General features: G+C 44.4%; 20 protein-coding genes, 1 tRNA gene and 1 pseudogene. 19 read left to right on the top strand and 3 right to left on the bottom strand.

All coding sequences use genetic code 11. The annotated features are described in order from the left end of the window. The first annotated feature begins 946 nt into the window (after nucleotides 1-946). The 12 genes from HMPREF1254_RS06040 (at nucleotide 947) to HMPREF1254_RS05985 (ending at nucleotide 15,939) form a co-directional block, all read left to right on the top strand. Nucleotides 947-2,440, top strand: coding sequence for a tyrosine-type recombinase/integrase (locus HMPREF1254_RS06040; protein WP_036871825.1), 1,494 nt, complete (start codon nucleotides 947-949; stop codon nucleotides 2,438-2,440). A 72-nt stretch (nucleotides 2,441-2,512) separates the two neighbouring features. Next, complete coding sequence (locus tag HMPREF1254_RS06035) at nucleotides 2,513-4,060, top strand: RNA-binding domain-containing protein (RefSeq protein WP_023057796.1); 1,548 nt, start codon at nucleotides 2,513-2,515, stop codon at nucleotides 4,058-4,060. Beyond that, nucleotides 4,057-4,953 carry a hypothetical protein gene (locus HMPREF1254_RS06030; protein ID WP_023057784.1) on the top strand — a complete coding sequence of 299 codons (897 nt, stop codon included), beginning with the start codon at nucleotides 4,057-4,059 and terminating at the stop codon, nucleotides 4,951-4,953. The genes HMPREF1254_RS06035 and HMPREF1254_RS06030 overlap by 4 nt, the downstream gene beginning before the upstream one ends. 277 nt (nucleotides 4,954-5,230) lie before the next feature. Continuing rightward, the gene (locus HMPREF1254_RS06025) at nucleotides 5,231-5,527 is read left to right on the top strand and encodes a helix-turn-helix domain-containing protein (protein ID WP_023057805.1); all 297 of its coding nucleotides are present in this window, start codon (nucleotides 5,231-5,233) and stop codon (nucleotides 5,525-5,527) included. Between the two features lie 11 nt (nucleotides 5,528-5,538). Next, nucleotides 5,539-6,513 (top strand): AAA family ATPase, encoded by a 975-nt coding sequence (locus HMPREF1254_RS06020; protein ID WP_023057788.1) that lies wholly within the window; start codon nucleotides 5,539-5,541, stop codon nucleotides 6,511-6,513. A gap of 177 nt (nucleotides 6,514-6,690) precedes the next feature. Next, on the top strand, nucleotides 6,691-7,371 hold the full coding sequence (locus HMPREF1254_RS06015) for a DUF6371 domain-containing protein (protein ID WP_023057785.1): 681 nt from the start codon (nucleotides 6,691-6,693) through the stop codon (nucleotides 7,369-7,371). 289 nt (nucleotides 7,372-7,660) lie between these two features. Beyond that, nucleotides 7,661-9,088 carry a recombinase gene (locus HMPREF1254_RS06010; RefSeq protein ID WP_036871822.1) on the top strand — a complete coding sequence of 476 codons (1,428 nt, stop codon included), beginning with the start codon at nucleotides 7,661-7,663 and terminating at the stop codon, nucleotides 9,086-9,088. 137 nt (nucleotides 9,089-9,225) lie between these two features. Continuing rightward, nucleotides 9,226-9,438, top strand: a complete 213-nt coding sequence (locus HMPREF1254_RS06005) for a helix-turn-helix transcriptional regulator (RefSeq protein ID WP_036871821.1) — start codon at nucleotides 9,226-9,228, stop codon at nucleotides 9,436-9,438. A gap of 20 nt (nucleotides 9,439-9,458) precedes the next feature. Next, nucleotides 9,459-12,155: a restriction endonuclease gene (locus tag HMPREF1254_RS06000; RefSeq protein WP_023057768.1), complete on the top strand. Its 2,697-nt coding sequence runs from the start codon at nucleotides 9,459-9,461 to the stop codon at nucleotides 12,153-12,155. Nucleotides 12,156-12,160: 5 nt separating this feature from the next. After that, nucleotides 12,161-14,086, top strand: coding sequence for a site-specific DNA-methyltransferase (locus HMPREF1254_RS05995; RefSeq protein ID WP_023057776.1), 1,926 nt, complete (start codon nucleotides 12,161-12,163; stop codon nucleotides 14,084-14,086). Between the two features lie 12 nt (nucleotides 14,087-14,098). Further along, entirely contained in the window at nucleotides 14,099-15,034 is a 936-nt protein-coding gene (locus HMPREF1254_RS05990; protein ID WP_023057815.1) for an AbiTii domain-containing protein, read from the top strand. Between the two features lie 86 nt (nucleotides 15,035-15,120). Beyond that, nucleotides 15,121-15,939, top strand: coding sequence for a DUF2971 domain-containing protein (locus HMPREF1254_RS05985; protein ID WP_023057811.1), 819 nt, complete (start codon nucleotides 15,121-15,123; stop codon nucleotides 15,937-15,939). Between the two features lie 274 nt (nucleotides 15,940-16,213). Here the strand turns inward: HMPREF1254_RS05985 and HMPREF1254_RS05980 are convergent. Together HMPREF1254_RS05980 and crcB are read right to left on the bottom strand one after the other, a co-directional pair. Further along, nucleotides 16,214-16,287: transfer RNA gene (locus HMPREF1254_RS05980), tRNA-Ile, on the bottom strand. Nucleotides 16,288-16,448: 161 nt separating this feature from the next. Then, nucleotides 16,449-16,826, bottom strand: a complete 378-nt coding sequence (gene crcB / locus HMPREF1254_RS05975) for a fluoride efflux transporter CrcB (protein ID WP_036879851.1) — start codon at nucleotides 16,824-16,826, stop codon at nucleotides 16,449-16,451. Between the two features lie 164 nt (nucleotides 16,827-16,990). On the opposite strand from crcB, the gene HMPREF1254_RS05970 reads away from it, so the two are divergent. Genes HMPREF1254_RS05970 through HMPREF1254_RS05940 form a run of 7 tightly spaced genes read left to right on the top strand, consistent with a single transcriptional unit; the run spans nucleotide 16,991 to nucleotide 24,615 of the window. Continuing rightward, on the top strand, nucleotides 16,991-18,436 hold the full coding sequence (locus HMPREF1254_RS05970) for an MFS transporter (RefSeq protein ID WP_023057760.1): 1,446 nt from the start codon (nucleotides 16,991-16,993) through the stop codon (nucleotides 18,434-18,436). A gap of 39 nt (nucleotides 18,437-18,475) precedes the next feature. After that, nucleotides 18,476-19,723 (top strand): mannonate dehydratase, encoded by a 1,248-nt coding sequence (uxuA, locus tag HMPREF1254_RS05965; protein ID WP_023057769.1) that lies wholly within the window; start codon nucleotides 18,476-18,478, stop codon nucleotides 19,721-19,723. A 3-nt stretch (nucleotides 19,724-19,726) separates the two neighbouring features. Next, nucleotides 19,727-20,539, top strand: a complete 813-nt coding sequence (locus HMPREF1254_RS05960; protein ID WP_036879855.1) for an SDR family oxidoreductase — start codon at nucleotides 19,727-19,729, stop codon at nucleotides 20,537-20,539. A 39-nt stretch (nucleotides 20,540-20,578) separates the two neighbouring features. Next, a complete protein-coding gene (uxaC, locus tag HMPREF1254_RS05955; RefSeq protein WP_023057787.1) occupies nucleotides 20,579-21,994 on the top strand; it encodes a glucuronate isomerase in 1,416 nt (471 codons plus the stop codon). Between the two features lie 28 nt (nucleotides 21,995-22,022). Then, nucleotides 22,023-23,045: a sugar kinase gene (locus HMPREF1254_RS05950; RefSeq protein ID WP_023057766.1), complete on the top strand. Its 1,023-nt coding sequence runs from the start codon at nucleotides 22,023-22,025 to the stop codon at nucleotides 23,043-23,045. A gap of 21 nt (nucleotides 23,046-23,066) precedes the next feature. Beyond that, nucleotides 23,067-23,747 carry a bifunctional 4-hydroxy-2-oxoglutarate aldolase/2-dehydro-3-deoxy-phosphogluconate aldolase gene (locus tag HMPREF1254_RS05945; RefSeq protein ID WP_023057763.1) on the top strand — a complete coding sequence of 227 codons (681 nt, stop codon included), beginning with the start codon at nucleotides 23,067-23,069 and terminating at the stop codon, nucleotides 23,745-23,747. Between the two features lie 10 nt (nucleotides 23,748-23,757). Next, the gene (locus HMPREF1254_RS05940) at nucleotides 23,758-24,615 is read left to right on the top strand and encodes a hypothetical protein (RefSeq protein WP_023057757.1); all 858 of its coding nucleotides are present in this window, start codon (nucleotides 23,758-23,760) and stop codon (nucleotides 24,613-24,615) included. Between the two features lie 330 nt (nucleotides 24,616-24,945). Here HMPREF1254_RS05940 and HMPREF1254_RS12160 read toward each other — a convergent pair. After that, nucleotides 24,946-25,126 (bottom strand): annotated as a pseudogene (locus HMPREF1254_RS12160) (hypothetical protein); the annotation flags it as partial.

Genomic DNA, 25,126 nt, shown 5'->3' with positions numbered 1-25,126 from the left:
AAACAGAGTTTGATATGGCTTTCTTAATATGCTCGTAAGAATCTGATATAGGGCGCCTTTAATGAAGGTTAGTTATTAAAACTCGTGAGGAATGATGATACATTTAGCTTTGTTTTTATAACCACATGAAAATCAAAAATAATCACTGATAAAAGTTGACCAAGTGAGCTGGTTTTGTAACCTTATAAAAAACAAGTAATTATGAAAGAAAAAAAAGCCACTTGACAATACTAATGGGATTGTCGCTAACAGAGTCAACTACACCGCCAAGTTATTAAATACCAAAATTAGAAGGTAGCATTCTCACGGCTCTTTCATTTAAAAATGAAAGAGCCGAGAATGACGGTAAGGGATATGGATGGAACCGCATAGAGATCAAGAATATACGCAGTACCAAAGGCTCCATTCGCTACGGTGTTTCCACCAAATCGAGCTTTACTGGCACTACGTTCGCAGGGCAATGGGTGTCAGCAGCAGACTTTAACCTGAAATAGAAAGGGCAATTAAGTTTGTTTTGACGAACGACATGGTAGCAGCACACAACGGTTAGCGCGGTTCATCCCCCACCCTATAATGGTTGATGCGCATTGAGCGTGATCAAATAAGCATGTACCAATTAGCGTGTTTGGCTCATATAGCAAGCTGTTTATTATTTTAGATAAAGATTTAAATTGAATTACAAATAAAAAGGAGTTGCGAACTTCGTAACTCCTTTTTTTGACTGTGGACCAGCCTGGGCTTGAACCAGGGACCTCCAGATTATGAGTCTAATTGACCTATATTTCATGAAATAACAAATAATCTTAAAATGCAGTAAATAAAGTACTTACACGTTTTGCGCTTTTCACGAAATTCCTTAAATTTGCAGTAGTTTGCACGTTGTAAGGTCACTTGAAGGTCACCCTTTTTAGTGCTAATGCCCCAGTAAACAAAGGAGATTTCAGATATGGAAACAGTCACTAAGGTTACCAAAAGCAAGAAAATGGCTTCAAAAGTAGGTTCAAGAGGCGACAAGTGCCTTGCAAAGTTCACTTCGTCTAACGGCTGTGTATTCGGCTCTTTAACACTCGATATTCGTAAGGCTGCTGAAGATTACACCCAGGAACTTCCTGTAGCTGTTCGTGTGAGTTATGACAGCCAAAAGGTTTTTCTTAGACTTGGGGCGAAGTACACGATGACCGACTGGATGAACCTATGCGATTATGAGAAAATAGGGAGGCGTGTGCAGCAAACAGAACGCACAAACCTGAAAGATCTACTGTATGGGGTGGAAATGATGACCAACCAGCTGATAGCCGAAGGCAACTTCTCGTTGCGGCGTTTGAAAGATAGATTCCAAGGACGAAAGGATGATTCTTGCACCATCTACTCTATCTGGGACGAGTATCTGCAAAACAAAAAGGATGAAGGAAAAGCTGGCTCCGCCCGTTGTAGTGGGGATGTGAAAAGCCGCTTTATCAAGGATATGGGCAAAGATGTTTCTTTGGCTGATATAGACAGGAACTTTATTCAGCGTTGGGTGAGAATAATGAAGAAAGGTGGGTTGAGTGCCACGACTATAGCCATCGACTTGCGTACGTTTCGTACGATTGTCAATATCGCCATAGAGCGAGGACTGATCAATGGCAATACAAAGGAAATGTTCAAAGACACAGGTTACAATAAATGCCAAAGTCGTAAGCATGAATTTCTTGATGTGGCGACCATGCGTAGGCTATATGACTTTTGGGAAGCTGAGATAGCTGTAGATGCTGATGGGAAAGAGTTGTTCTTCCCCAAAGAGAAACATGCTATCTTTCGAGACTTAGGACTATTCCTTTTCATGTATCTCGGTGATGGGCAGAATTTAGCCGACACATTACGTTTGACTTATGATGGCTGGTACTTTGCAACGCATGGCAAACAACTACGCTTCCTCCGTCACAAGACGAGAGATAGAAATGAGAGTGCCAGTGAGGTCATATTCCCCATTACTCCAGAATTGCAGAAGATACTTGACAAGTATGGCAATAAACCAGAGCTCGGCAAGCGTGTGTTCCCTATTATGAGCGAATTTATCACTCCTGAGAAAGAGGTTTGGGTGATTCAGAGATATAATCGCTATATACGAGAGCACATGGCTAAGATAGCAGAACTAATGGATATGGTTCAGCGTCCTTCTTCAACATGGGCTCGCCATAGCTTTGCCACCAACCTGAATAATTCTGGCATTGTTCCCTATAAATACATCAGTGACAGTATGGGGCACAGTGGCAATAGCGACATCACGTCAAACTATATAGGCTCTTATCCTTTGGAAAAGATGCTGGAATACAACTGGTACTTGCTCCACGAAAAAGAAGAGAAAGGTCAACCGCAGTCTGTGGATAAGCAAGCTCTATTGGAGCTTCTGAAGAGCATGAGCGTAGAAGAGCGAAAGGCGCTGCTTTTATCATTCTGATAAATTTTCCCACAACTTGTGGGAAAATTGAGTTTTTTCGTAAATTTGCCAATTATAAGTATTCAAGCCTGTATGATAGACATTAAAGACATAACGAGTTATAAGGAAAACAACCAACTGGAAGCCAAGAAAGCATCAGGTGGCTTGCCAGGTAGTCTTTGGGAAACGTACTCATCGTTCGCCAATACGGATGGAGGCATCATCCTGCTTGGTGTTGACGAAAAGAAAGACGGTGCGTTTGAAATAACGGGTGTACAGGATCCCGACCGTATGCTCAAAGATTTCTGGAATACGGTAAACAATCGACAGAAGGTAAACATCAATATCTTGACGGACAAGGATGTCACAGTAAAGGACTATGAGGGCAAGAAAGTCATTGTGGTCAAAGTACCGCGTGCCGAACGCTATCTGCGTCCTGTCTATGTTGGTACAGACCCTCGCTCTGGTGCCTATCGCCGTAATAACGAAGGGGACTATCATTGTACTCCCGAAGAGGTTTCGGCCATGTTCCGTGACGCCTATCAGCTTACCCAAGACAGAAAACTAATCAAAGGTCGTGATATGAACGTGTTCTGCATGGACACAGTACACAGTTATCGCAATACCTTCAATATCTCTCACCACAACCATGTGTGGAGTAATCTGGACGATGAGGAATTCCTAATCAAGATTGGTGCCATGGGATATAGTTCAGATGATGGCAAGTTCTATCCTACGGCCGCAGGTCTGTTAATGTTTGGTTATGAGTATGAGATTCTCCAAGAGTACCCACTGTATTTCCTCGACTATCAAGACCACCGAGACCCGAGCATCCGTTGGGTGGATAGACTTATTTCCTCCAACGGAGAGTGGAGCGGCAACGTGTTCGACTTCTTCTTTGCCGTATCCAACAAGCTCACATTCAACCTTCCCCGTCCGTTCAGGTTGGAGGGTATCTTCCGTGTGGATGAAACTCCTCTGCACAAGGCGGTGCGTGAAGCGCTGCTGAATACGCTCGTCAATGCCGATTATTACGGCAGACGTGGAGTTGTTATCAAGAAATATCCTGATGGCTTCACCTTTGAGAACCCAGGCGACTTCCGTGTCGGGGTGAAGGAGGCGATGAGCGGCGGTGTGTCTGACCCTCGCAATGCCATCCTCTTCAAGATGTTTGCCCTCATAGACCTTGGCGAGCGTGCTGGTAGCGGCATACCTACTATCATTGATGGCTGGCAGTCGGCATATGGTGAGCAACCTACATGGGAAGATACCCACAATCCTGATCGTACTATTCTAAAATTACATTGCAAGGCTCTATCAGAGGTTCTATTTGAGAAATCAAAGAAGAATGATACTGTAAACGGCGATAAAAATGCAGTAAATGGCGATAAAACGGCGATAAATCAAAAAAACGGCGATAAAACGGCGATAAATAATAATAGAGGCGATAAATCTGACGATAAAATGCAAATGATATTGGAATTTATTGTGAAACATTCGGAAGTGAAGACTTCTGATATTATGCAAGCATTTGGATTGAAAGCTTCGCGATCACGTCTTTATCTAAGTACATTGGTGGAGCAAGGGAAAATCGAGGCTTGTGGAAGTAATAAGAACCGAACCTATAAAGCAATAAAATGACATTATACGATTTCTTTCAGGAGAAGATCCTTCCGTGGTTTAAGGATGATTATCAAGAGTTCAGTTCCAAGACTGTTGATGGATATTCCCTCTATGTTGCCACATGGGATAAGACACCAAGACAAGCCATGATTACCAAAAATGCACCGGCTCTGTTACAGCGCATCTTTGATAAGTTTTCAGCATCCACTGGAAATAAAGAAGCTGGCCTGCAAAGCTCACAAGTTAGTCGATGGTATGTGAATGGTTTTACGTCTGCCTACAATTACTGTCGAAGATATGACCTTGACCATCCTTTTGAACACACCGACTTCGCACAGTGGAGTATAAAATTGAACTCGTCAGACGATTTGGAGCGTGGCGAATGGGACATTGACATGTTCCGTAAATATACGATTAACTTTGGGCGACGTGAGGGAACATTGTTCTATGTTGCAGAAAGGGAAGCTAGTAACGGCAAAATCGAGGATAAACAGGGTGAACTGTCAACGGGTGACAATAACACTCTACCTTCAGATGTGAACAATGAGAAAAAGCTTTATGAATTCTCTAAGGGCTTGATAAATGAACTTTATGATAGGTTCAATGGAGAAATCTTTGAAGATTTAAGTTCTGTAGAAGAATTTGAAAATATTCTCACACGCAAGGATCGCACGAAAACGTTGAAAATATGTTATCGTAAGAAAACACAGATGCAAAAACTTCTGTATAACTTCTACCACATGCTACTGGAGGATTTTTGTGATTCTTGGCTTGTAGATATAGTAGAAGTATGTGGATGTACGGTGGATGATGTCAAGAAAAAGCATAATGCTGGTGACAGCTATTCTGTAAAATATAGAGAAACTTTGGACTTAATCGATAAAATCTTTAATAAATATAGTCGTCCATAGTCATTTTCAATATTCATCTATATACAAATGGCGTATCTCCACTTCGGAAATACGCCATTTGTGCATTTTATACGATACCATGTAATTCTCAAATACGCCCACTTATCCCCACCTTTGATTAACAGACAGAAAGCCTCTAAAATATTTTTGATTGCAACAATTTGATTAACAATGACTTATCATCAATAATCACCAATAAACTTAAAATTCTTTAGGTGCCACTTGTAGTCACTTTTCCACTTACGACATTTGCAGCATCACTTTTAAATTACATAACATGAAAGGAAATTTTATCATGCTGCAAAAGGACGACCTCAAGGAGGCCATTGCAGAAGTATTAGAGACTATGGTTGGCAAGAACCTTCTGGCAGAACAGAAGTCGAAGGACGATGCCGAGTATTTAACCCGTGACGAGCTTTGCGCACGTCTACACATTACTTATACTACACTCTGGCGAATGGAAAAGCGTGGGGAAATCCATGTTCATAAGATTGGACGTCGCAACCTCTATTCTAAGGAGGAGGTGGATGCGCTCATTACACAAGGCTCATCCATGAGCAATACTAATATATAAGGTGGAGTAATATGGACGAACTTATAAAGACAATCCCTAAGCCACCTAATGAGGATTATATCCTTTCTTCATTTCAGCAACTCCAGAATAAAAGTGCTGTTGATGCAGGTGGCTTCCATGTCGCATCAATGAATGAATGTCTTATGAAAGCTAAATCACTTCCCCCTATCGTTGTCCTCTATCCCAACATAGTCCTTGAAGGTGATCTCTGTATTATCTTCGGACAGTCGGGAATCGGAAAGACCATCTTTGCCATGCAGGTGGCAAGGGAAATTGCAGTCCAAGGTAAGCGAGTTCTGTATGCCGACTTTGAGATGACACTGCGCCAGTTGTGCCTGCGCTATGAGTCTGCCAACTTCCCTCCAATCTTCTTCCGTGCCGAGATGGATAAGGACAATCCCATAGATGATGTGTTGAAGGGTATAGAACTGGCTGCTGTGGCAAACTTAGCCGAAGTGGTATTCATCGACAATATCACTGCTCTGAGTCAGTCGCTCGACAAGGGTACTGATGCGGGTTCTCTCATGGCTTCGCTCAATGCACTAAAGAAGAAGTACAACTGGACACTGGTTATCCTGAACCATGTGCCTAAGATGTATTCTGGTTCCGTACCTCTCTCACTTTCTGCCATCCAAGGATCTGCCAAACTCAATCAGCTGGTAGATGATGCTGTGGGACTATCCCAATCATCTAAGGATAAATCCCTTGTTTATGTCAAGCAGTGCAAATGGCGCAACGGAGAGTTGGTACTTGATTCTGAAAATGTTGCTCTCTATGAACGTGGCAAGAATACAGAAGGTAATCTGTGCTTCACCTTTAGGGGATATGACTCTGAATCTTCTCACCTCATTACCGAAACAACCAACGAGCGTGAGGAACTGAAGCGCAGGGTGGAGGAACTGGCAGCTGGAGGTATGCGGCAGCAGGACATCGCTGTTGAATGTGGCGTCTCCCAAAGTAAGGTTTCAAGGCTCCTAAAAAGCTGAATTATTCATTTTATTCACTTTATGCAGTATGCATAACTGAATAATCTGCATAAAACTAAATATGGAGACAACAAACGAGTGTGAAAAATCGAGATGAAGGAGCTGAATTATTCATTTTATTCTCTTTATGCAATATGCATAATTGAATAATCTGCATAAAACTAAATAAGATTAATTATGGAACAGACAGAATTAGAACGTGTAATGATAACGAAACTACCCGAACATAGAAGAATGTTGATAGAAATATCCAAGTCGGATATAGGGTTGCGACATTCTTCCCTCACTGACTATCTCGACAAGGTAGTGGGTTACGATGCAAATATGCTGAGGGAGATTGATGTGCTTATCTCCAGATTTCATCTGGGAGCAGTGAAAAAGTCTATCAACAATCACCTCGGTACGGTGCTTCCACGCATCGACCAAGCAGGAAGAATAGTCGGTGGCAACGTGATGTATTTCGACAGCAATACAGGTGTCATTCTTAAATTGGAGCCTATTACAAGCCACCTCTATCAGTGGTATTGCTTCGACTATTTTATCAATCGTGAGGTATTTTTCGGTGAGCATCTGTTATCAGGTAAGCCCATTGCGGTAGTCATGGAAGAGAAAACCGCTTTGCTCGGTTTGCTTGCCGAACCATCAGTGGACTGGCTTGCTGTGGGAGTGGACTATCTGCTTACCGACAAAATGATGAATAGGCTATCGGGCAAGCGTGTAATACTTTTCCCTGACGGCTTGGGCTATAATTATTGGAACGAGCACTTCGGTGCAAGGTTCAAGGTGGACGGTGGTTTTACCCAGCGTGACATCAACGAATACCTCATTGATAAAATCAAGTGCCGTGGAAGCCCTTAGTCGCTGAAGGGTGGGGTGGACGAACAGGGCTGTGCCCTTGTTATAGCCCACTATAACTACACGGCTAAAGCCTTTCGTAGTTGTGGGCTCAAGGCGCTGCCTTAAGGAACCGGCGGGAGTGACTCTCTCCCTGCACCCTCCACTCATGGGCATCTGCCCCCAAGACCCCTGACCAAAGCGTGACCCTCTCTTTGAATTCTCCGCTTAGGGCTTATCCCTAAGAACCTTTATGAGAATAATAAGAGATTATAATATTATTGTATTATCGAATGAATTAATGATTTTAATTATGGCTAAGACTTCAATACATATCAAGTCCTGTAATATCGGGCAGAGTGAAGCTCACAATAAGAGAACAAAGGAGTACCTTGCGCATATCAATGCTGACAAACTTTACATCAGGGAAGACCTGACTTCCTGTAATCAGTCGTGGATAGCCGAGCAGCAACAAGGTTTATCTCTCCAGCAGTATTATGACAACATCGGCAAGATGGTGAAGGAGAAAACTGGCAGGGCGATGCAGACCAAGGAACGTGAAAAGGTCAACAAGAAGACTGGGAAGATTACCAAGATTGCTGGTTGCACTCCTTTGCGTGAGGGTGTGATTGTCTGTAAGCAGGACACCACAATGGAGGATCTACAGCACTTTGCTTCCCTGTGCCAGTCAAGGTTCGGTATCACCGCCTTGCAGATACACATTCATAATGACGAAGGACACTTCGCTGTTCCCAATGATGCTAACTCATGGAAGTCCAACTATCATGCCCATATCATCTGGGACTGGATGAATCATGATACAGGTAAGTCCTACAAGCTCAACAGTGATGACATCAGCGAAATGCAGGACATGGTGGCCGAGGTACTGGGCATGGAGCGTGGCGAGTCGAAGATGCTTACAGGGACGCAGCACCTGGAACGCAATGACTACATTGTAGCCAAGCAGAAACGTGAGCTGGAGGAAGCCAAGACAAAGAAAACTGAAATGGAAAAGGGGAATGAGGTCAAGGCTCAGCAGAGTAAAGCTCTTGATAGGGAGATTGAACAAAAGCAACAGAAGGCTAATCGTGAGAATGGCAATGCCATCCTGTCGGGTCTGGCTAATCTTGCAGGTAAGGGCAAGTTTGCACAGCTTGAAGCTGAAAATATAGAAATGAAGAAGCAGGTGGCAGTAATCCCGCAAGTGGTAGCCCAACAGGTGGAGAGATTGACCATCACCTATAAAGAAGAGATTGCCAAGGAACAAAAACGAGCAGACTTTTGGCTGGAAGAATGCAATAAGCAAGAACGCATTTACAAGGGGTTGCTTGCCAAGTCGAAGAATCGGGAAGAAACTCTCAGACAGGGAATTCAACAGCGTGACCAAATCATCGAAACGATGAAAGCGAGCCTTGCCGATTTCCTCGGCCAATGCACGGCCATTTGTCAGAACGCCATCAAAGCTGTCATCCAGTTTGCCCATGACACAAAGGCACAGTTCTTCACCTTCCCTCAGGCTTTCGCCGTCAACAATTTTCTCACCACCGAATCGCACGATCGCCGCAGTGGTGCCAACATACTTATCACTTTCACTCGCCCCTTCCTCAACCTATTTGAGCATGAGAAGGGAAAGACGGAAATCAAGAATGTGGCTGATAACTTTGATTGGTACAAGGAAAGGCAAGAACAGAAGCTGAAGCAGCAAGAAGAAGTAAGGACAGGACCAAGATTTAGAAGATAACATCATACATAGACTACCGAACGCAACATTTAGCTGTTTTCGGTAGTATTTAGACTGACAACACCACATTTCTATATTTTTATTTGATAGTATCACTAATAATGTTTATCTTTGAACACATAATGATAAATACGGCTATGACAAAAGATATATTTCACCCCAACAGGCTCAGAGTGGTGCTGGCCGAAAAGCAAATCACCAACCGATGGCTGGCCGAACAATTAGGCGTTACTGATATGACGGTATCGCGCTGGAGTACCAATAAGGTACAACCCTCTGTGTCGCAGTTGGTAGAGATAGCCAAGCTGCTTGATGTGGACATCAAAGAACTGATAGAGGCTGATTTGTAATTGAAGAGGAAAAGCAAACTATGAAATTTCGATTAGAGTCACCAGAGCATCAAATCCAAGCCATCAAAAGCGTGGTAAGCATTTTTGATGGCTTGGAGAAGAATATCCCAGACAACGCTCAGATAGAAGATATCTATGCCAACGTGTGTTCTTTGCGCCCACAACAGATTTGGGACAATATACATCGAGTAGCTGAGGAAAACGGAATCACTGAAGCCAATGCACATTACGCAGAGACCAATGATGTCTGTATTGAGATGGAGACGGGAACGGGTAAAACTCTCACCTATCTGCAAACGGCATACGAACTCTATAAGGAACACGGCTTCACAAAGTTTGTGATTATTGTACCATCTGTACCTATCCGTCAAGGTGTTATTGATACTTTTGAGAACTTCAAAGAACAGTTGGACGACAAATATGGCTTTACGCCCAATGCCTTTGTCTATGATAGTTCTCGTTTGAGTAAACTGCGCGACTTCATCACGCAGGATTATCCACAGATTATGATCCTCACAATGGCATCGTTCAATTCTGAGGATAACATTCTCAATAGGAAAGAGCAAGAAAACCTGTTGAATAATCTGCCCCATATCGAATCTTTGGGGAGAACTCACCCCATCATTTTTATGGATGAGCCACAGGAAGGTATGGACACCGACAACTCTATAGCGTGGCTCGCCAAGATGCAGCCTTTGTTCAAAATACGCTATTCGGCGACCCACAAAGTGAAGTGGAATACTATCTACCGTCTTACGCCTGCCGAGAGTTACAGATTGGGACTGGTCAAGAAGATAGAAGTGCTTACTGTAGCCGAGAAAAACGACGAGGCAACGATGAAGATTGAATTGTCTGCCGTTCAGGAAACCAAAACGGAGCCAAAAGTTAAATTGAAATACTGGAAGCTCAATAGGGCCAAAGATCGTTTTGAGTTCAAAGAGTCGGGGCTCCTCAAGAAAGACGACAATCTGGCCGTGAAGTCGGGTAACGACTCGTATGCCGACTTCAACATCAGCCGTATCTATAAGCAGATGAGCAACCGTCGATGGAAGGTTGTCTTCAGCAATGGCACCTCCGTTGAGGAGAAGCAGACTTCCACCTCTAAGGAACAGGTGTGGGCGCTGCAACTGGAATGGCTCATCCGTAGACACTTCCAAAATAAGGCCTGGCTGAAGCCGCAGGGCATCAAGAATCTTTCGCTCATATTCATTGATCGTGTGGCCAATTACATGAGCGAAGAATACCCCGTGATCAAGCAGCTCTTTGAAGAGAAATATAAGCAGCTCTACCCCGAATACAACAACGGTCAAACGCCAACCGAAGAACAGGTAAAGGCCGTGCAGGGGTTCTACTTTGCCAAGACCACGCAAGGCGAATATACCGACAATGAAACGTCGATGAAAGGCAATAAGGAGATCTACGACCAAATACTCCACCGCAAGGAGTTACTGCTCTCGTTCGACAGCCCCATCGAGTTTATATTTTCTCATTCGGCCCTCGGTGTGGGTTGGGACAATCCCAATATCTTTGGCATTGCTACACTCAATGAGAGCTATTCGGAGAACAAAAAGCGACAGGAAATCGGTCGTGGACTGCGCATCTGTGTCAATCAGGAGGGCCAGCGTGTGTACGACAAGGATGGCACGCCCGAGGACGACTTGATCAATCAGCTCACCATAGTGCCCAATGAGACTTATGAGACTTTTGCTAAAAGCTATCAGGCAGAAATTACCGAAGCCTACGGTACTCCCGATGCCGGACCCAAGATGAAGCCCACACACAAGGGCAACCCCACACATCGTGTGACCTTTAAGCTCAATAGCAAAGACAGCGTACGACAAGCTTTCCGCGAACTGTGGAAACGCATATCGCACCTCACCACCTATCGTGTGCATTTCGACGAAGATACACTGGTAAACCGATGCATCGAAGCGGTGAATACAATCAATATAGAGGATTATATGGCAGAAGTGTCCATGTATCGGGTACAAAACATCAGTGACTTCACGCAAAGAGAATACGGAGGATCGGAGAATTATAATTTGAAAGGACACTTCACTCCGACCGATTTCATCGAGGATGTGAGCGAAAAGACCGGACTTTGTTACCGCTCGGTAATGCGCATCTTCAGCGGTATAAACAACAAACAGCAGTATGTGAAGAATCCGCCCGTGTTCATCGAACGGGCCGTGGTGCAGATCAGGTCTATGCAGCTGGAGGAACTGGTACGCTGTGTGGAATACACGCCATCCGACGAGAGATACAACATCGAGCGATTTGTCGATTACTACCGCGACGACTGCCGAGAGTTTGTTTCCACACCTAATCATGGTTTATGGGACAAGACCCTCTACGACAGTCTGCTCGAACGTGATTTTGCACGCGATGCCGACGAGGAGGACAAAAGTGTGGTGTGCTTCTTGAAATTCCCCACATGGTATAAGATACCCACACCAATAGGAGAATACATACCCGACTTTGGCGTAGTGCTCAAACGCAAGCGGCTCAGCAATGCCGATGAAAAGGAATACTACTTTGTAGTAGAAATCAAAGGCACCAATGACATCAACGACCAGAAGGCGCTCACCCCACATGAAGTAGCACGCATCAAGTGTGCTATCCGCCATTTCGATGCACTCGGCATCGACGTACAATATAAAGCACCCATCAAAGACTTTGAGACATTCACCAAACAGACAGAACTTGAAAGAAAATAACAGCAATGGAAACCTATAAAGACCATATCACCCTCACTCCCGACGTAAACGACGAGCGTCTGCAAACGCTCCGCCGTCTGTTTCCCGACTGGTTTACCCAGGAAGGAAAGCTCGACATCAACGAGGTCAAGAAAGCCGCAGGCTCACAAGATACAGGCGAAACAGAGCGTTACGAGTTTCGCTGGTTTGGCAAGTCGGCTGCCAAGCGCAATGCCTTCTCGCCCACGCGTGCCACCCTGCACTATGACCCAACACGCAGCGTCAATGCCGACAAAACGGAAAACATCATCATTGAGGGCGAAAACCTCGAAGTGCTCAAGATTCTCCAGCAGGGCTATCGCGAGAAGGTGAAGTGCATTTATATTGATCCACCGTATAACACTGGAGAGGATTTCCTTTACGATGATGATTTCAAAGAAGGCAAAGAAGCCTATTGGGAGCATACGGGGGTTAAGAAAGAAGGAGTTACCCTTGATACCAATACGGTGAACGAAGGTCGGTTCCATAGCAACTGGCTTGACATGATGTATCCTCGTCTGCTTGTAGCAAGAACACTGCTCCGCCCAGACGGTGTAATCTTTATCTCTATGGATGACCATGAGATACACCATCTGCGTAAGATATGCGATGAGATCTTTGGGGAAGAAAACTTTGTAGCACAATTTATATGGGAAAAAAGATTAAATAGAGAAAATAGAGTTGAGGTCTCTATAAGGCACGATTATATTCTGTGTTATGCCAAGGATTCCCAAAAGGATATTCGACGTATAGCACAGCTACCGATGAATGAAAAAGCTTTGGCAAGCTATTCCAATCCCGATAATGATCCCCGTGGTCTTTGGAAGTCAGACCCAGCACATGCGCAAGCTGGACATGGCACGAAGTCGCAATTTTATACTCTCGTTGCGCCCAATGGTAAAAAGCATGAATTACCAAGTGGTCGTTGCTGGGTGTATAACCAAAGAGTTATGGAAGCTGCCATTAAAGATAATCGTATTTGGTTTGGAAAGGACGGTAATGCTGTTCCAAGAATAAAAACATATTTAGATGCCAAGGAACGAGGTCTTACGCCTGAGAGTATTATATTCGCCAAAGATGGGTCAACTAATGAAAATGCAAAAGAAGATCTCAAGACACTATTTGATGGCGTTGCAGTCTTTGATACTCCCAAGCCAACAGAACTAATCAGTTACCTCCTTTCCCTGTGCAAGGGCGGAGGCATTGTATTAGACTTTTTTGCAGGTAGCGGTGTAACAGCCCATGCTGTAATGCAAGCAAATTCTCAGCGTACAGCTGAAAATCAATTTCAGTTTATATGTGTTCAAATTCCAGAAATAACCCCAAAAGAAAGTGCACCTTTCAAAATAGGACTGAAAACAATTTCTGAAATCACAATAGAGAGAGCTAAACGTGCTTGCAAACTTGTAAAAGGAGAAGTAAACATTAAGATAAAGGCAGAAAAGGAGAAATTATCCTTTGATGATGAAGAAAATATTTATATGCCGGATTTAGGTTTCAAAGTGTTTACACTTTGTAAATCCAGCTTCCCACGTGTTGATTTTGCGCCTGATTCAGAGAAGACCGATGAGGAAAACCTCCAGCTCTTGCAGGAGTATATCAGCCAAAAGGAGCAGCAGCTCACCATCCAGTTTAATGACGAGGAGCTGATTACTGAGATTCTGATCAAGCAAGACTTCCAGCTTACCTATAAACTTGAACTACAACCGCAGTTTGAGGCCAACCACGTGTTTTTCGCCACCGATGCCACCCACAAGGCCTACATCACCGTGGATGATAAGCTGAACGATACCACTGTAGATTACTTCCTTACCCATACCGACACGAAGTTTATCTGCATCGAGCGGGCCCTTGATACCACAAAGAAGTATAACCTGAAAAAGGCAATGGACACCAAGTTCTTTGCCTTCTAAATACTGCACATTATGGAATATAGTAACATTTCAGGTATAGCTCAGAAAATACTGTCAGACATTATGAATGATGCACCATTATCAAGCATAATGCTAAAAGTAAAGATATTTGCAGCAAAGAAACCTGATAAAGATTTGTTAGATTGGGTATCAAATGAGCTGAAAGGATACAATGACAAGCCACCAATATATAGAATTATTGATTGTGGTGTGAAAATTGATATTCATAGAGGTTTCCAAGAATTCTTAGGTTTTGAGTATCCTGTAGAAATGATTAAGGATGAGAAGATAAGAGAAAGAGTTCTACATATAGCTCTACAACAACCTGTTTCTGAAATTGAGGAATTCGTAAAAGGGGCAAACACAACAAACATAATTCATGTTCCCATCCCCGTTCCGATATGGTATAATCATATGGGACACTGCATCTCTGGACAGATTCAAAGAGCATATCAATTCGCTACTGTTGCTTCTATGAAAAATGTTCTTGTAGAGATTAAATCTAAATTAATAGATTATTTTCTAAAAATAGACAACAATGAAGAAATTGATTTTGCATCAGTAATGAGAAAAGAAGAAATGCAGTCCAATATCACTCATAACACAACATATAATGCTGCAATTGTGAACACTGGAAACGGCAATGTAGAGGCACATCAAATTACAAACATAGCAAGTAGCAGGGTGATATTAAATGACGATAAAAAGTCAGAACTAAAAGAAATCTTAGATAAAATTGCTTCAATTGCAAAGCAAGCGAAATCCCCAGAGTTTGCAGATCTCGTAAATGAAGCAGACGAAGAAATAAAGAAGCCTCAATCTGAGGTCAAAATAATAAAAAGATGCTTTCAGGCAATGAAAGGATTATCATACGAAGTTGGTGTAAGCGTTATTGCAGACCAGTTATCTTCTTTACTAACAAAAGCTTTATCATTGTTACCTTTTTAGGTGTTGCTAAAGCGTCGAGGAGCTATCTCTACGTAAAACTGCACTTTTCACAACTTATTAACTATAATTTTCAAAATTAGTTTTATATGGCAAAAATATATCATTACACATCAATAGAGAATCTTGCTCTAATTCTTAAGAATAAGAGCATAAGATTTAATAGGCTTGATCATGTTGATGATAAGGAAGAGGCTAATATTATTTCATCTGGAAAGAATCTTTCCCAATATTTTTTTACTTCTTGTTGGACCAGAGATAACATTGAAAACATCCCTTTATGGAAAATGTATACCAATAATGGACTTGGTGTTAGAATTTGTTTAGAGGATGATCCTTTCGTTGATTATCCTCTTCCAGAAGATCCGTATGGTATTTTACATGCAGGTAGCATAAAACGCTCGAAAATTCCGACCAATGAAATATTTGGAAGGGATAGAGTAGTTGTCCCTGTTGTTAATGGAACAAATGGGTTTCTAAAAGATGTGATGTATGTAGATGATGCCATTGCAAAAACTTCTGAGTGCTTAAAAATAGACGATAATGGTACAACAACAAATATATCGCTTTCGTACCATGACGTTGGTTATTTCAAAAATAAAAATTGGGCTTTTGAGAAAGAAACTCGTTTTGTAATTCCTATTTTCCCAATTTCCTCTAACTCATATCACAACAAGAAGGAATGGAACGATGAGGTTACTCGGATGATGTACCACAATTATCCTAATACAATGACAAATGACTATTTTTTAACTATAAAGAATGAAGTTCTCAATAATATCATAGTGAGATTAAGTCCTAATGCAAAGATAGAACATTTCATCATTGTTGAATCTCTATTGAGGCAATATACCACTAAAGGTATTTTAGAGCGAAGTCAGCTTGCAGACAAAATAAATATGAAATAAAAATTACTGATTAAAGGGAAGCAAATGCAACACGCCTCCACAATGTGTTATGAAATTCCCGAAAATGTAACATGTTCCCTTAACGTGTTAAGAAATCGCGAAAAACTTAAGTATCTTGTTAGAAGTGCTCGGATATATTCCAAGAAACCTTATGTAATCGCTTTGGCTTGCATGAGGTTTCTTCGTCTTACTTTGCGCTTAAAAAGGTCACCTAAAGGTCACCCATGGGCGCTAAAAAAGGAGTTACATTGCTGTAACTCCTTGATTTCCTTTGTGGACCAGCCTGGGCTTGAACCAGGGACCTCCAGATTATGAGTCTGTTGCTCTAACCAACTGAGCTACAAGTCCGACTTATTGCAGAAAGCGAATAAGTTTATGGCTGCAAAGGTAAAAAATAAAATTGATAATCGGAGGAAGAAGTGAGAAAAACTTTTGTTTAACACATTTTTTCGTAAAAACATCATTCAGACGTTGCATTGCAGGAATTACTGAAAAAGACACCACGGAGGCTAGCCTGCCAGTTTAATTCCAATCAATACCATGATCATTCCGAGGCAAACACTTCCTCCCACATACAGAACGGCATACGAAAGATGACCTTGTTGCACGAGAGACAAACTTTCATGAGAGAAAGTGGAAAAGGTGGTAAAGCCCCCACAAAAACCTGTTATCAAGAGTAGTTTGAGATTGTTGTTACCAAGTATGTTCTGATCAACCAGACCATAGAGGATTCCAATGACCAGACAGCCCAAAAGATTGACTGCAAACGTACCATAGGGAAAGGCATTGGGAAGCCAATCTTGTATGACTTTAGACGTAAGATACCTCATGGCCGAACCCACAGCTCCACCCATGGCTACCATCAACATACTGCGTAGAAAATTCATGTTGCAAAGATATGAAATCATTTTGAATGTCCCTTCACGGGCAAAGACAAATATCATTGGGTAGATTCAACTTCAAATGGTTTTTAGGTTAATAATTTGTCTGGTTTAGTCAAAAATACTAACTTTGCAAAGTTAGCAAATCATACAAAGAGCTTATAATCACCATGGAAGAAAATTATGTTAAAAAGCAAATGACCAACTTTCGTTGGATTATCTGTGCCATGCTTTTCCTGGCCACCGCCATTAATTATATGGATCGCCAAGCCTTATCCTTAACTTGGAAAGATTTTATCGCACCCGAATTTCATTGGACCAACACAGATTATGGTAACATCGCAGCTGCTTTTTCCATCGTTTACGCCATTGCCAACTTATTTTCCGGCCGCATCATCGACTGGCTGGGTACAAAGAAAGGTTATCTTTGGGCTATAGGTATCTGGTCTGTCGGTGCGTGTTTGCATGCACTTTGTGGTTGGGCTACCGAACAAGTCGTTGGCCTTAACGATGCCGCTTTGCTGATTGGGGCTGCAGGTGCCACAGCCTCGACCATATCCATGGTGAGTGTTTATTTCTTTTTAGCTGCACGTGTCATCCTGGCTGCCGGTGAAGCCGGAAACTTTCCTGCTGCCATCAAGGTGACTGCCGAATACTTCCCCAAAAAAGATAGAGCGTTTGCAACGGCCATCTTCAACGCCGGAACGACGGTGGGTGCACTGATTGCCCCACTAACCATCCCAACTTTGGCACGATGTTTCAAAGATATGGGCGTGGGAAACGGCTGGGAAATGGCTTTCGTGGTAATTGGCTTATTGGGGTTCTTGTGGATGGGACTATGGATTTTTATGTACAAAGATCTCGATAAGAATCCGCATGTGAACCAAGCCGAACGCGAATATATCTTGCAAGACAGCAAGAATGAGGCGGGTGAGGACGACAAAGGCCGAAAGATTCCGGTGAAAGAATGCATCAAACTGCGTCAAACATGGGCTATTGTGCTTGGCAAGTTCTTGACAGACGGCGTTTGGTGGTTCTTTCTGTTCTGGACTCCTGCCTATATTTCGGACGTCTACGGATATACCTCCGACTCGTTCATGGCACAAATGCTCATATTTGTCTTGTACGCCATCACGATGCTTTCTCTCTTTGGAGGCAAGCTACCCACCATCTTCATCAACCGAACCGGCAAGGATCCCTACAGCTGCCGCATGCGCGCCATGCTCATTTTTGCCGTATTCCCCTTGCTGGGCTTGCTGGCACAACCCTTAGGTGCCTACTCGTGTTGGCTTACCATTATCATCATTGGCATCGTTGGGGCAGCCCACCAATCCTGGTCTGCCAACCTTTTCTCTGTCGGCAGTGACCTCTTCCCCAAGAACACGGTTGCCACGATAACGGGAATGAATGGCATGGCGGGTGGCATCAGCTCGTTTTTAATCAACCTCGGCTCAGGTAGATTGCTCGACTATGTTGATGCCACGCAACTATCTTTCTTGGGATTTCAGGGGAAAGAAGCTGGTTATTTCATGATCTTCTGCTACTGTTCGGTGGCTTACCTTGCAGGCTGGAGTGTCATGAAGAGCTTGGTACCTAAATACAAGCCTGTGGTATAACTCAACTGCTCACGGATTATAAAGAATACGAAACAATACATGGAAAAAACTTGGAGATGGTTTGGCAAGAAAGATAAGATCACGCTTGCCATGCTCAAACAAATAGGAGTTGAAGGAATTGTCACCGCCCTGCATGATATTCCGCTGGGCCAGGTGTGGACACGTGAGGCCATACATGACCTGAAAAGTTATATAGAGCAGCACGGCATGCGATGGAGCGTTGTCGAGTCGCTTCCGGTCACCGAAACAATTAAATATGGAGGACCCGACCGTGACCAACAGATTGAGGTCTACAAACAAAGTCTGCGCAACCTGTCTGCCGAAGGCATCCACAACATCTGCTATAATTTCATGCCCGTATTGGACTGGGCACGAACCGATTTGGAGCATCCAAACCCCAACGGAACAACCAGCCTTTACTTCAGTTGGGCGCAGTTTGCCTATTTCGACATTCACATCTTGAAACGCGATGGAGCAAGCGATGACTGGAGGAAAAGAGGTGATGAGATGCATCGTGACATACTCGGTGAGGTTGCAAAATTAAAGAAGTCCATGACAGCGGCAGATGACATGCGGCTCGTCGAAAACATCATCGTCAAGACACAAGGCTTTGTCAGTGGCAACATTCAGGAAGATGAGGCTCGACCTGTTGACCTGTTCCGAAAACTTCTGGCCCATTACAAAGGCATTGATAAAGAACAACTCAGGAAAAACCTCAGAGATTTCCTCAACGCCATCATGCCTGTTTGTGACGAATGCGACCTGTACATGTGCGTTCATCCCGACGATCCGCCCTTCCCCATCCTGGGACTGCCCCGCATCATCAATTGCGACGAAGACATTCAATGGCTGATGGAAACGGTTCCAAACCCACGAAACGGCCTCACATTCTGCGCCGGAAGCCTTTCTGCCGGTGCTCATAACGACATCACAGCGTTAGCCAACAAATACGCCGAGCGTACCTGGTTCGTTCACATGCGTTCGTGTCACATATTCCCCAACGGCGACTTTACCGAGGCCAGTCATCTGGGAGGACGCGCCGACCTGATTGAACTGACGAAGATTTTCGAACAAGAAGAAATGAAAAGAAAAGATAATCCTACCACACGACTGTTGCCCATGCGCGTAGATCATGGTATGACCATGCTGGGTGATGAGAAACATGCCTACAACGCAGGCTACTCATTCCTCGGAAGAATGTTTGCCATGGGGCAGGTGCAAGGCGTGATGGCCGCCGTAGACAAACAACTGGGAAAGATAAATAGTCAACAAGAAATTTACGAGTAGATGATGAACAAGTTATTTAATATACACGACTATGTAGTCGTTATTACAGGCGGTACCGGCATTTTAGGACGTTGCATCGCCAAATATCTGGCAACGGAAGGGGCCAAAGTGGCCATTCTCGGTAGAAAAGAAGAGGTAGGAAACAAGATTGTCCGTGACATCCAGGCCAATAGTGGTGTGGCAAAGTTTTACAAAACAGACGTCATGAACAAAGAGGTGGTACAACAAAACCGCCGTGATATCTTGGCTGATTTCGGTCGCATAGACACTCTTCTCAATGCAGCAGGAGGCAATATGCCTGGTGCTACGATAGGCCCAACACAGAATATCTTTGATTTAGATCCCACCCAGTTCCAAACCGTACTCAACCTAAACCTCGTCGGGACAGTCATCCCTACCCAGGTATTTCTACAACCAATGGTGGAACAAGGCAAGGGAAGCATCATCAACTTTGCCAGCATGGCGGCTTTCCGTCCGCTCACAAGAGTTTGCGGCTATGGGGCAGCCAAGGCAGGCATCTGCAATTTTACTGCCTACATGGCACAGGAAACGGCAAAGAAGTTCGGCGAAAAGATACGTGTCAACGCTATCGCTCCGGGATTCTTCATCACAGAACAGAACCGAGCATTGCTCACCAATCCCGATGGAACATACACCGAACGAGGCCGGGATGTCATCCGACAGACTCCTTTCGGCCGCATGGGCGATCCAGAAGAACTTTGTGGAACAATACACTACCTGATGAGTGACGCTTCCAAGTTTGTCACTGGAACGGTAGCCGTAGTGGACGGAGGCTTCAACGTCTTTTCCATGTAATGTAGGCAACTTGAATAACGAATATAGAAGGTAGGAATCATGAAAAATTTTATGGACGACGACTTCTTGTTGCACACGCCAACTGCACACAAGTTATATTTCGAACATGCGGCCAACATGCCCATCATAGACTACCACTGCCACCTGGATCCCAAGATGGTGGCCGAGAACCAACCCTTCAAGTCCATCACGGAGCTATGGCTCGGCGGCGACCATTACAAATGGCGTGCGCTTCGTGCCAATGGCATTGACGAGCGATACATCACCGGAACGGACACTTCTGACTGGGAAAAGTTTGTGAAATGGGCCGAAACCGTGCCATATACGCTTCGCAATCCGCTTTATCACTGGACACACTTAGAGCTGAAGACAGCTTTTGGTATTGATAAACGCCTCAATCCCGATACGGCAAAAGAGATTTACGAAGCTTGCAATGCCAAACTGAAAGAAGACCCGCAGCTCACCCCTTGGGGCCTTTTGAACAAGTATCGCGTCGAGGTTGTATGCACTACCGACGATCCCACAGATGACTTGCGATATCATCAGCTGACGAAAGAGTGTGCTTTGAAAACCAAAATGCTTCCTACCTGGCGACCCGACAAAGCCATGTCGCCAGAATGTCCTGATGCCTTCCGCGCCTATGTGGAGAAACTGGCTGCCGTTTCTGGTATCGACATCCACAACTTCAACGATTTCTTGGATGCCCTTCAGCAACGTCACGACTTTTTCAACAGCATGGGATGCCGCCTCTCTGATCATGGAATCGAGAAGTTTTATGCCGAACCATACACTGATAACGAGATCAAGATTATCTTTGACAAAGTATATGGTGGCTATCAACTTTCTGCGGAAGAAACCCTGAAATTTAAGAGTGCCATGCTCTATATCTTTGGCATTCAAGACCATGCTGCCGGCTGGACACAACAATATCATTACGGGGCCATGCGCAACAACAACACCCGCATGTTCGAGAAAATTGGCGCTGACACGGGATTTGACTCGATTGGCGAGTACAATACGGGCAAGGAGTGTTCGAGGTTTCTTGACCGGCTTGACCAAGAAGGTCGGCTCAGCAAGACCATTCTCTACAACCTCAATCCCAACGCCAACGAGGTTTTGGCCACTATGATTGGCAATTTCCAAGACGGCACAATACCCGGAAAGATTCAATGGGGATCGGGTTGGTGGTTCATGGACCAGAAAAACGGGATGCAGAACCAACTCAACACCCTCTCTCTGCTCGGCCTTCTCAGCCGGTTTGTCGGCATGCTGACCGACTCCCGCTCGTTTCTATCTTACCCACGTCACGAATATTTCCGCAGAATCCTCTGCGATCTCATCGGCACCGACATCGAGAATGGGGAACTACCCTACACTGGTTACGAGCAACAACGCATCAACCAAATGGTAGAAGACGTGTGCTATTACAACGCAAAACAATTTTTCAATTTCTAAAACGTTCATCACAAAAGACTGACACATCATGGCAAAAATAATAACCTTAGGCGAAATCATGCTACGCCTCTCACCCATGGGCAACAATCGTTTCTTGCAAGGTGATGAATTTCGCATCATCCCTGGTGGTGGCGAGGCCAATGTGGCCGTCAGCCTGGCCAACTATGGACACGATGCCTACTTCGTCAGTAAGCTGCCCCAGCACGAGATTGGACAAATAGCCGTCAATGCCTTGCGCCGTTATGGCGTTCATACAAAGTGGATTGCCCGTGGGGGCGACCGTGTTGGACTCTACTATGCTGAAACCGGTACATCGATGAGACCCAGCAAAGTGATTTATGACCGTGCGCATTCGGCCATCGCCGAGGCCACACCAGACGACTTCAACTTTGATGCCATCATGGAGAACGCCCAATGGTTTCATTGGAGTGGGATCACACCTGCCATCAGCGACCAAGCTGCCGAACTGACCAAACAAGCTTGTGAGGCTGCCAAACGACATGGTGTGACCGTCTCAGTAGACTTGAATTTCCGCAAGAAGTTGTGGACATCAGAGAAGGCAATCGCCGTGATGCGACCGCTGATGCAATATGTCGACGTGTGTATCGGTAACGAGGAAGACGCTCAGCTATGTCTGGGCTTTAAGCCCGATGCAGACGTGGAGGGTGGCAAGACCGACGCTTCTGGCTATCATGCCATTTTCAAACAGATGACCCAAGAGTTCGGGTTCAAGTATGTGGCTTCTACCCTGCGCGAGTCTTTCTCAGCCACGCACAATGGCTGGAAGGCACTCATCTATGACGGAACGCATTTTTACGAAAGCAAACGATATGACATCGAACCCATCATAGACCGCGTAGGCGGCGGCGATTCTTTCTCGGCAGGCCTCATCCACGGGCTACTCACGAAGGACAACCAGGCAGAGGCTCTGGAGTTTGCCGTGGCAGCTTCGGCCCTGAAGCACACCATCAACGGCGATTTCAACCTGGTTTCCATTGAGGAAGTAGAGGCCTTGATGGCAGGTAACGCAAACGGACGAGTACAAAGATAACGACAGTTTATACAGAAAGATATGGCAAAATTTGATAAGTTAGCAGTTCTCAACAAGATTCACGACACCGGCATGATTCCGGTATACTACCAACGGGATGTTGAAACCGCCCAAAAAGTATTGAAAGCCTGCTATGACGGCGGCGTGCGTGTTTTCGAATTCACCAACCGTGGTGATTTCGCACACGAAGTATTTGGACAACTGGTTAAATGGTCAAACATTGAATGTCCCGAACTGGCGCTTGGTGTAGGAAGCATCGTCGATGCCGCCACCGCAGCGCTGTACATCCAACTGGGTGCCAATTTCATCGTGGGACCCCTGCTCAACCCCGAAATCAGCAAGGTGTGCAACCGGCGGGCCATCCCTTACTGCCCGGGCTGCGGCACGGTGAGCGAGGTGGGTACGGCGCAAGAACTGGGAGCAGAGCTGGTCAAGCTTTTCCCCGGAGACGTGTATACCCCAAAAATGGTCAAAGCCTTGCTGGCACCCTGTCCATGGTCTAAGATCATGGTCACCGGTGGCGTGGCACCTACACGCGAGAACCTAACCGAATGGTTCCAAGCTGGTGCGTTCTGTGTTGGCATGGGATCAAAACTCTTCCCTGCTGACAAAATTGCAACAGGTCGTTGGACTGACATCACCAACCGATGTCAGGAATGCCTGGAAAACATCAAAGAAGCAAAAAGTACGCTGAAGCCATAAATCACGAGATATGAACCAGAAGATTTTTAGAATGCTCCTCATCGGATGCGTAGTGGCATGCCTTGCCGCCTGCAGCGACACTTTTGAGGAAGGCGACCCTACACCACCAGAGATTTCTGTAACCGAGGTGGTAACAACAGACCAGCTCACATTTTCGTTTGACGTAATCAAATGCAAGGGCAAGTTCACAGTAGAAACTGAGGATACCCAATCGCCTACTGCACCCAAAATCACCATCAAAGACCACCATGTGACAGTAGAACTCATCGCCGACTATACTTTTCTGAAGGTTACGGACGAGAGTGGATTGTCACAACACATCAAAATAAAATCCACACACCCTGACTTAACTCCCATTATCTACGACATGAGCCAATCGTATGGGGTGAGACAGAGATATCCAAGCCTCAAGTTCGGAACAGGAAAGATAAAGATACTGCGTAGCAACCAGGAAAATGGTGTGGTCAAAGTCGGCATCGACCCAGATGGCGTGCTGGTCATCGAAAGCATCAAGCCGGGAAGACATTCATTCCAGCTCGCCGACACCCGAGGTGTCGTCCGCTACGTCATCGTGGACGTCAACAAAGGCTGGGACGTTACTGGCAGCACTCTTGAGGTAGAATGTCAACAAGGTGAACTACTGAATTTCTTAATCAAATATGGTAACGGTGGATGGAAACTGGTGTCGGCAGCTGTTGAAACACCTTTCAATGTCCTAGTAGCAAAAGGAACAAATGGCGACAGCACTTATCTATACGATTGGCTACAACTAAGCATTCCAATGGATGCCTCAGGACAATTAATCTACAAACTTGAAAACAGCGATGGCCTGCATGTTACCATCACCGTGAGCGTGAAAGAAAGTTAGACGGTTACTGCTTAATCGTGATTCATCACATTCCACCATCTCCAAATAGGGATGGTGCACGAGCGCGTTATAATAACCCAAGTTTCATACTTGGATTTTGACATAGTGAGCACATACATCACAAAATTATTTTTCGACAGATTTCGGATTATACCAAGTCGAAAGTTAATTAGTCATACCATCAAAGAACTCTTCGGCTGGCAACGGAAAGCTGCGTAGACATTATCTCGAATTTTAAAGAATTAGCCATAAAGTATGCTCCATTTATTTGTTTTCTAAAGGTTCTCTCACCATCATGCTACCGTCTTTTAATGTAATGCTCATTAGCCCTCATTTCTTTTCCCATATAAAGCTATGAACTCCCATTAGTTTTTGATTTACACCATTCTCAGCATTAACACCTTCGACAACAGTTATTTTCTTCTCTTTGGGGGATATACTAATATCTTGAGAATACAAGCCTCCTAATGTTAGCATTGCTACAATATTAGAATCTTTAAAGCGTTTTTCT

The sequence above is a fragment of the Prevotella sp. BV3P1 genome, from assembly GCF_000479005.1.
Lineage (GTDB): Bacteria > Bacteroidota > Bacteroidia > Bacteroidales > Bacteroidaceae > Prevotella.
The sequence above is the reverse complement of the archived record's forward strand: the minus strand, read 5'-3'. Positions and strand labels throughout refer to the sequence as shown.

Coding starts and splice junctions, on each gene's coding strand:
- HMPREF1254_RS06040 (WP_036871825.1), top strand. CDS start 947: ATGGAAACAGTCACTAAGGTTACCAAAAGCAAGAAAATGGCTTCAAAA.
- HMPREF1254_RS06035 (WP_023057796.1), top strand. CDS start 2,513: ATGATAGACATTAAAGACATAACGAGTTATAAGGAAAACAACCAACTG.
- HMPREF1254_RS06030 (WP_023057784.1), top strand. CDS start 4,057: ATGACATTATACGATTTCTTTCAGGAGAAGATCCTTCCGTGGTTTAAG.
- HMPREF1254_RS06025 (WP_023057805.1), top strand. CDS start 5,231: ATGAAAGGAAATTTTATCATGCTGCAAAAGGACGACCTCAAGGAGGCC.
- HMPREF1254_RS06020 (WP_023057788.1), top strand. CDS start 5,539: ATGGACGAACTTATAAAGACAATCCCTAAGCCACCTAATGAGGATTAT.
- HMPREF1254_RS06015 (WP_023057785.1), top strand. CDS start 6,691: ATGGAACAGACAGAATTAGAACGTGTAATGATAACGAAACTACCCGAA.
- HMPREF1254_RS06010 (WP_036871822.1), top strand. CDS start 7,661: ATGGCTAAGACTTCAATACATATCAAGTCCTGTAATATCGGGCAGAGT.
- HMPREF1254_RS06005 (WP_036871821.1), top strand. CDS start 9,226: ATGACAAAAGATATATTTCACCCCAACAGGCTCAGAGTGGTGCTGGCC.
- HMPREF1254_RS06000 (WP_023057768.1), top strand. CDS start 9,459: ATGAAATTTCGATTAGAGTCACCAGAGCATCAAATCCAAGCCATCAAA.
- HMPREF1254_RS05995 (WP_023057776.1), top strand. CDS start 12,161: ATGGAAACCTATAAAGACCATATCACCCTCACTCCCGACGTAAACGAC.
- HMPREF1254_RS05990 (WP_023057815.1), top strand. CDS start 14,099: ATGGAATATAGTAACATTTCAGGTATAGCTCAGAAAATACTGTCAGAC.
- HMPREF1254_RS05985 (WP_023057811.1), top strand. CDS start 15,121: ATGGCAAAAATATATCATTACACATCAATAGAGAATCTTGCTCTAATT.
- crcB (WP_036879851.1), bottom strand. CDS start 16,826: ATGAATTTTCTACGCAGTATGTTGATGGTAGCCATGGGTGGAGCTGTG.
- HMPREF1254_RS05970 (WP_023057760.1), top strand. CDS start 16,991: ATGGAAGAAAATTATGTTAAAAAGCAAATGACCAACTTTCGTTGGATT.
- uxuA (WP_023057769.1), top strand. CDS start 18,476: ATGGAAAAAACTTGGAGATGGTTTGGCAAGAAAGATAAGATCACGCTT.
- HMPREF1254_RS05960 (WP_036879855.1), top strand. CDS start 19,727: ATGAACAAGTTATTTAATATACACGACTATGTAGTCGTTATTACAGGC.
- uxaC (WP_023057787.1), top strand. CDS start 20,579: ATGAAAAATTTTATGGACGACGACTTCTTGTTGCACACGCCAACTGCA.
- HMPREF1254_RS05950 (WP_023057766.1), top strand. CDS start 22,023: ATGGCAAAAATAATAACCTTAGGCGAAATCATGCTACGCCTCTCACCC.
- HMPREF1254_RS05945 (WP_023057763.1), top strand. CDS start 23,067: ATGGCAAAATTTGATAAGTTAGCAGTTCTCAACAAGATTCACGACACC.
- HMPREF1254_RS05940 (WP_023057757.1), top strand. CDS start 23,758: ATGAACCAGAAGATTTTTAGAATGCTCCTCATCGGATGCGTAGTGGCA.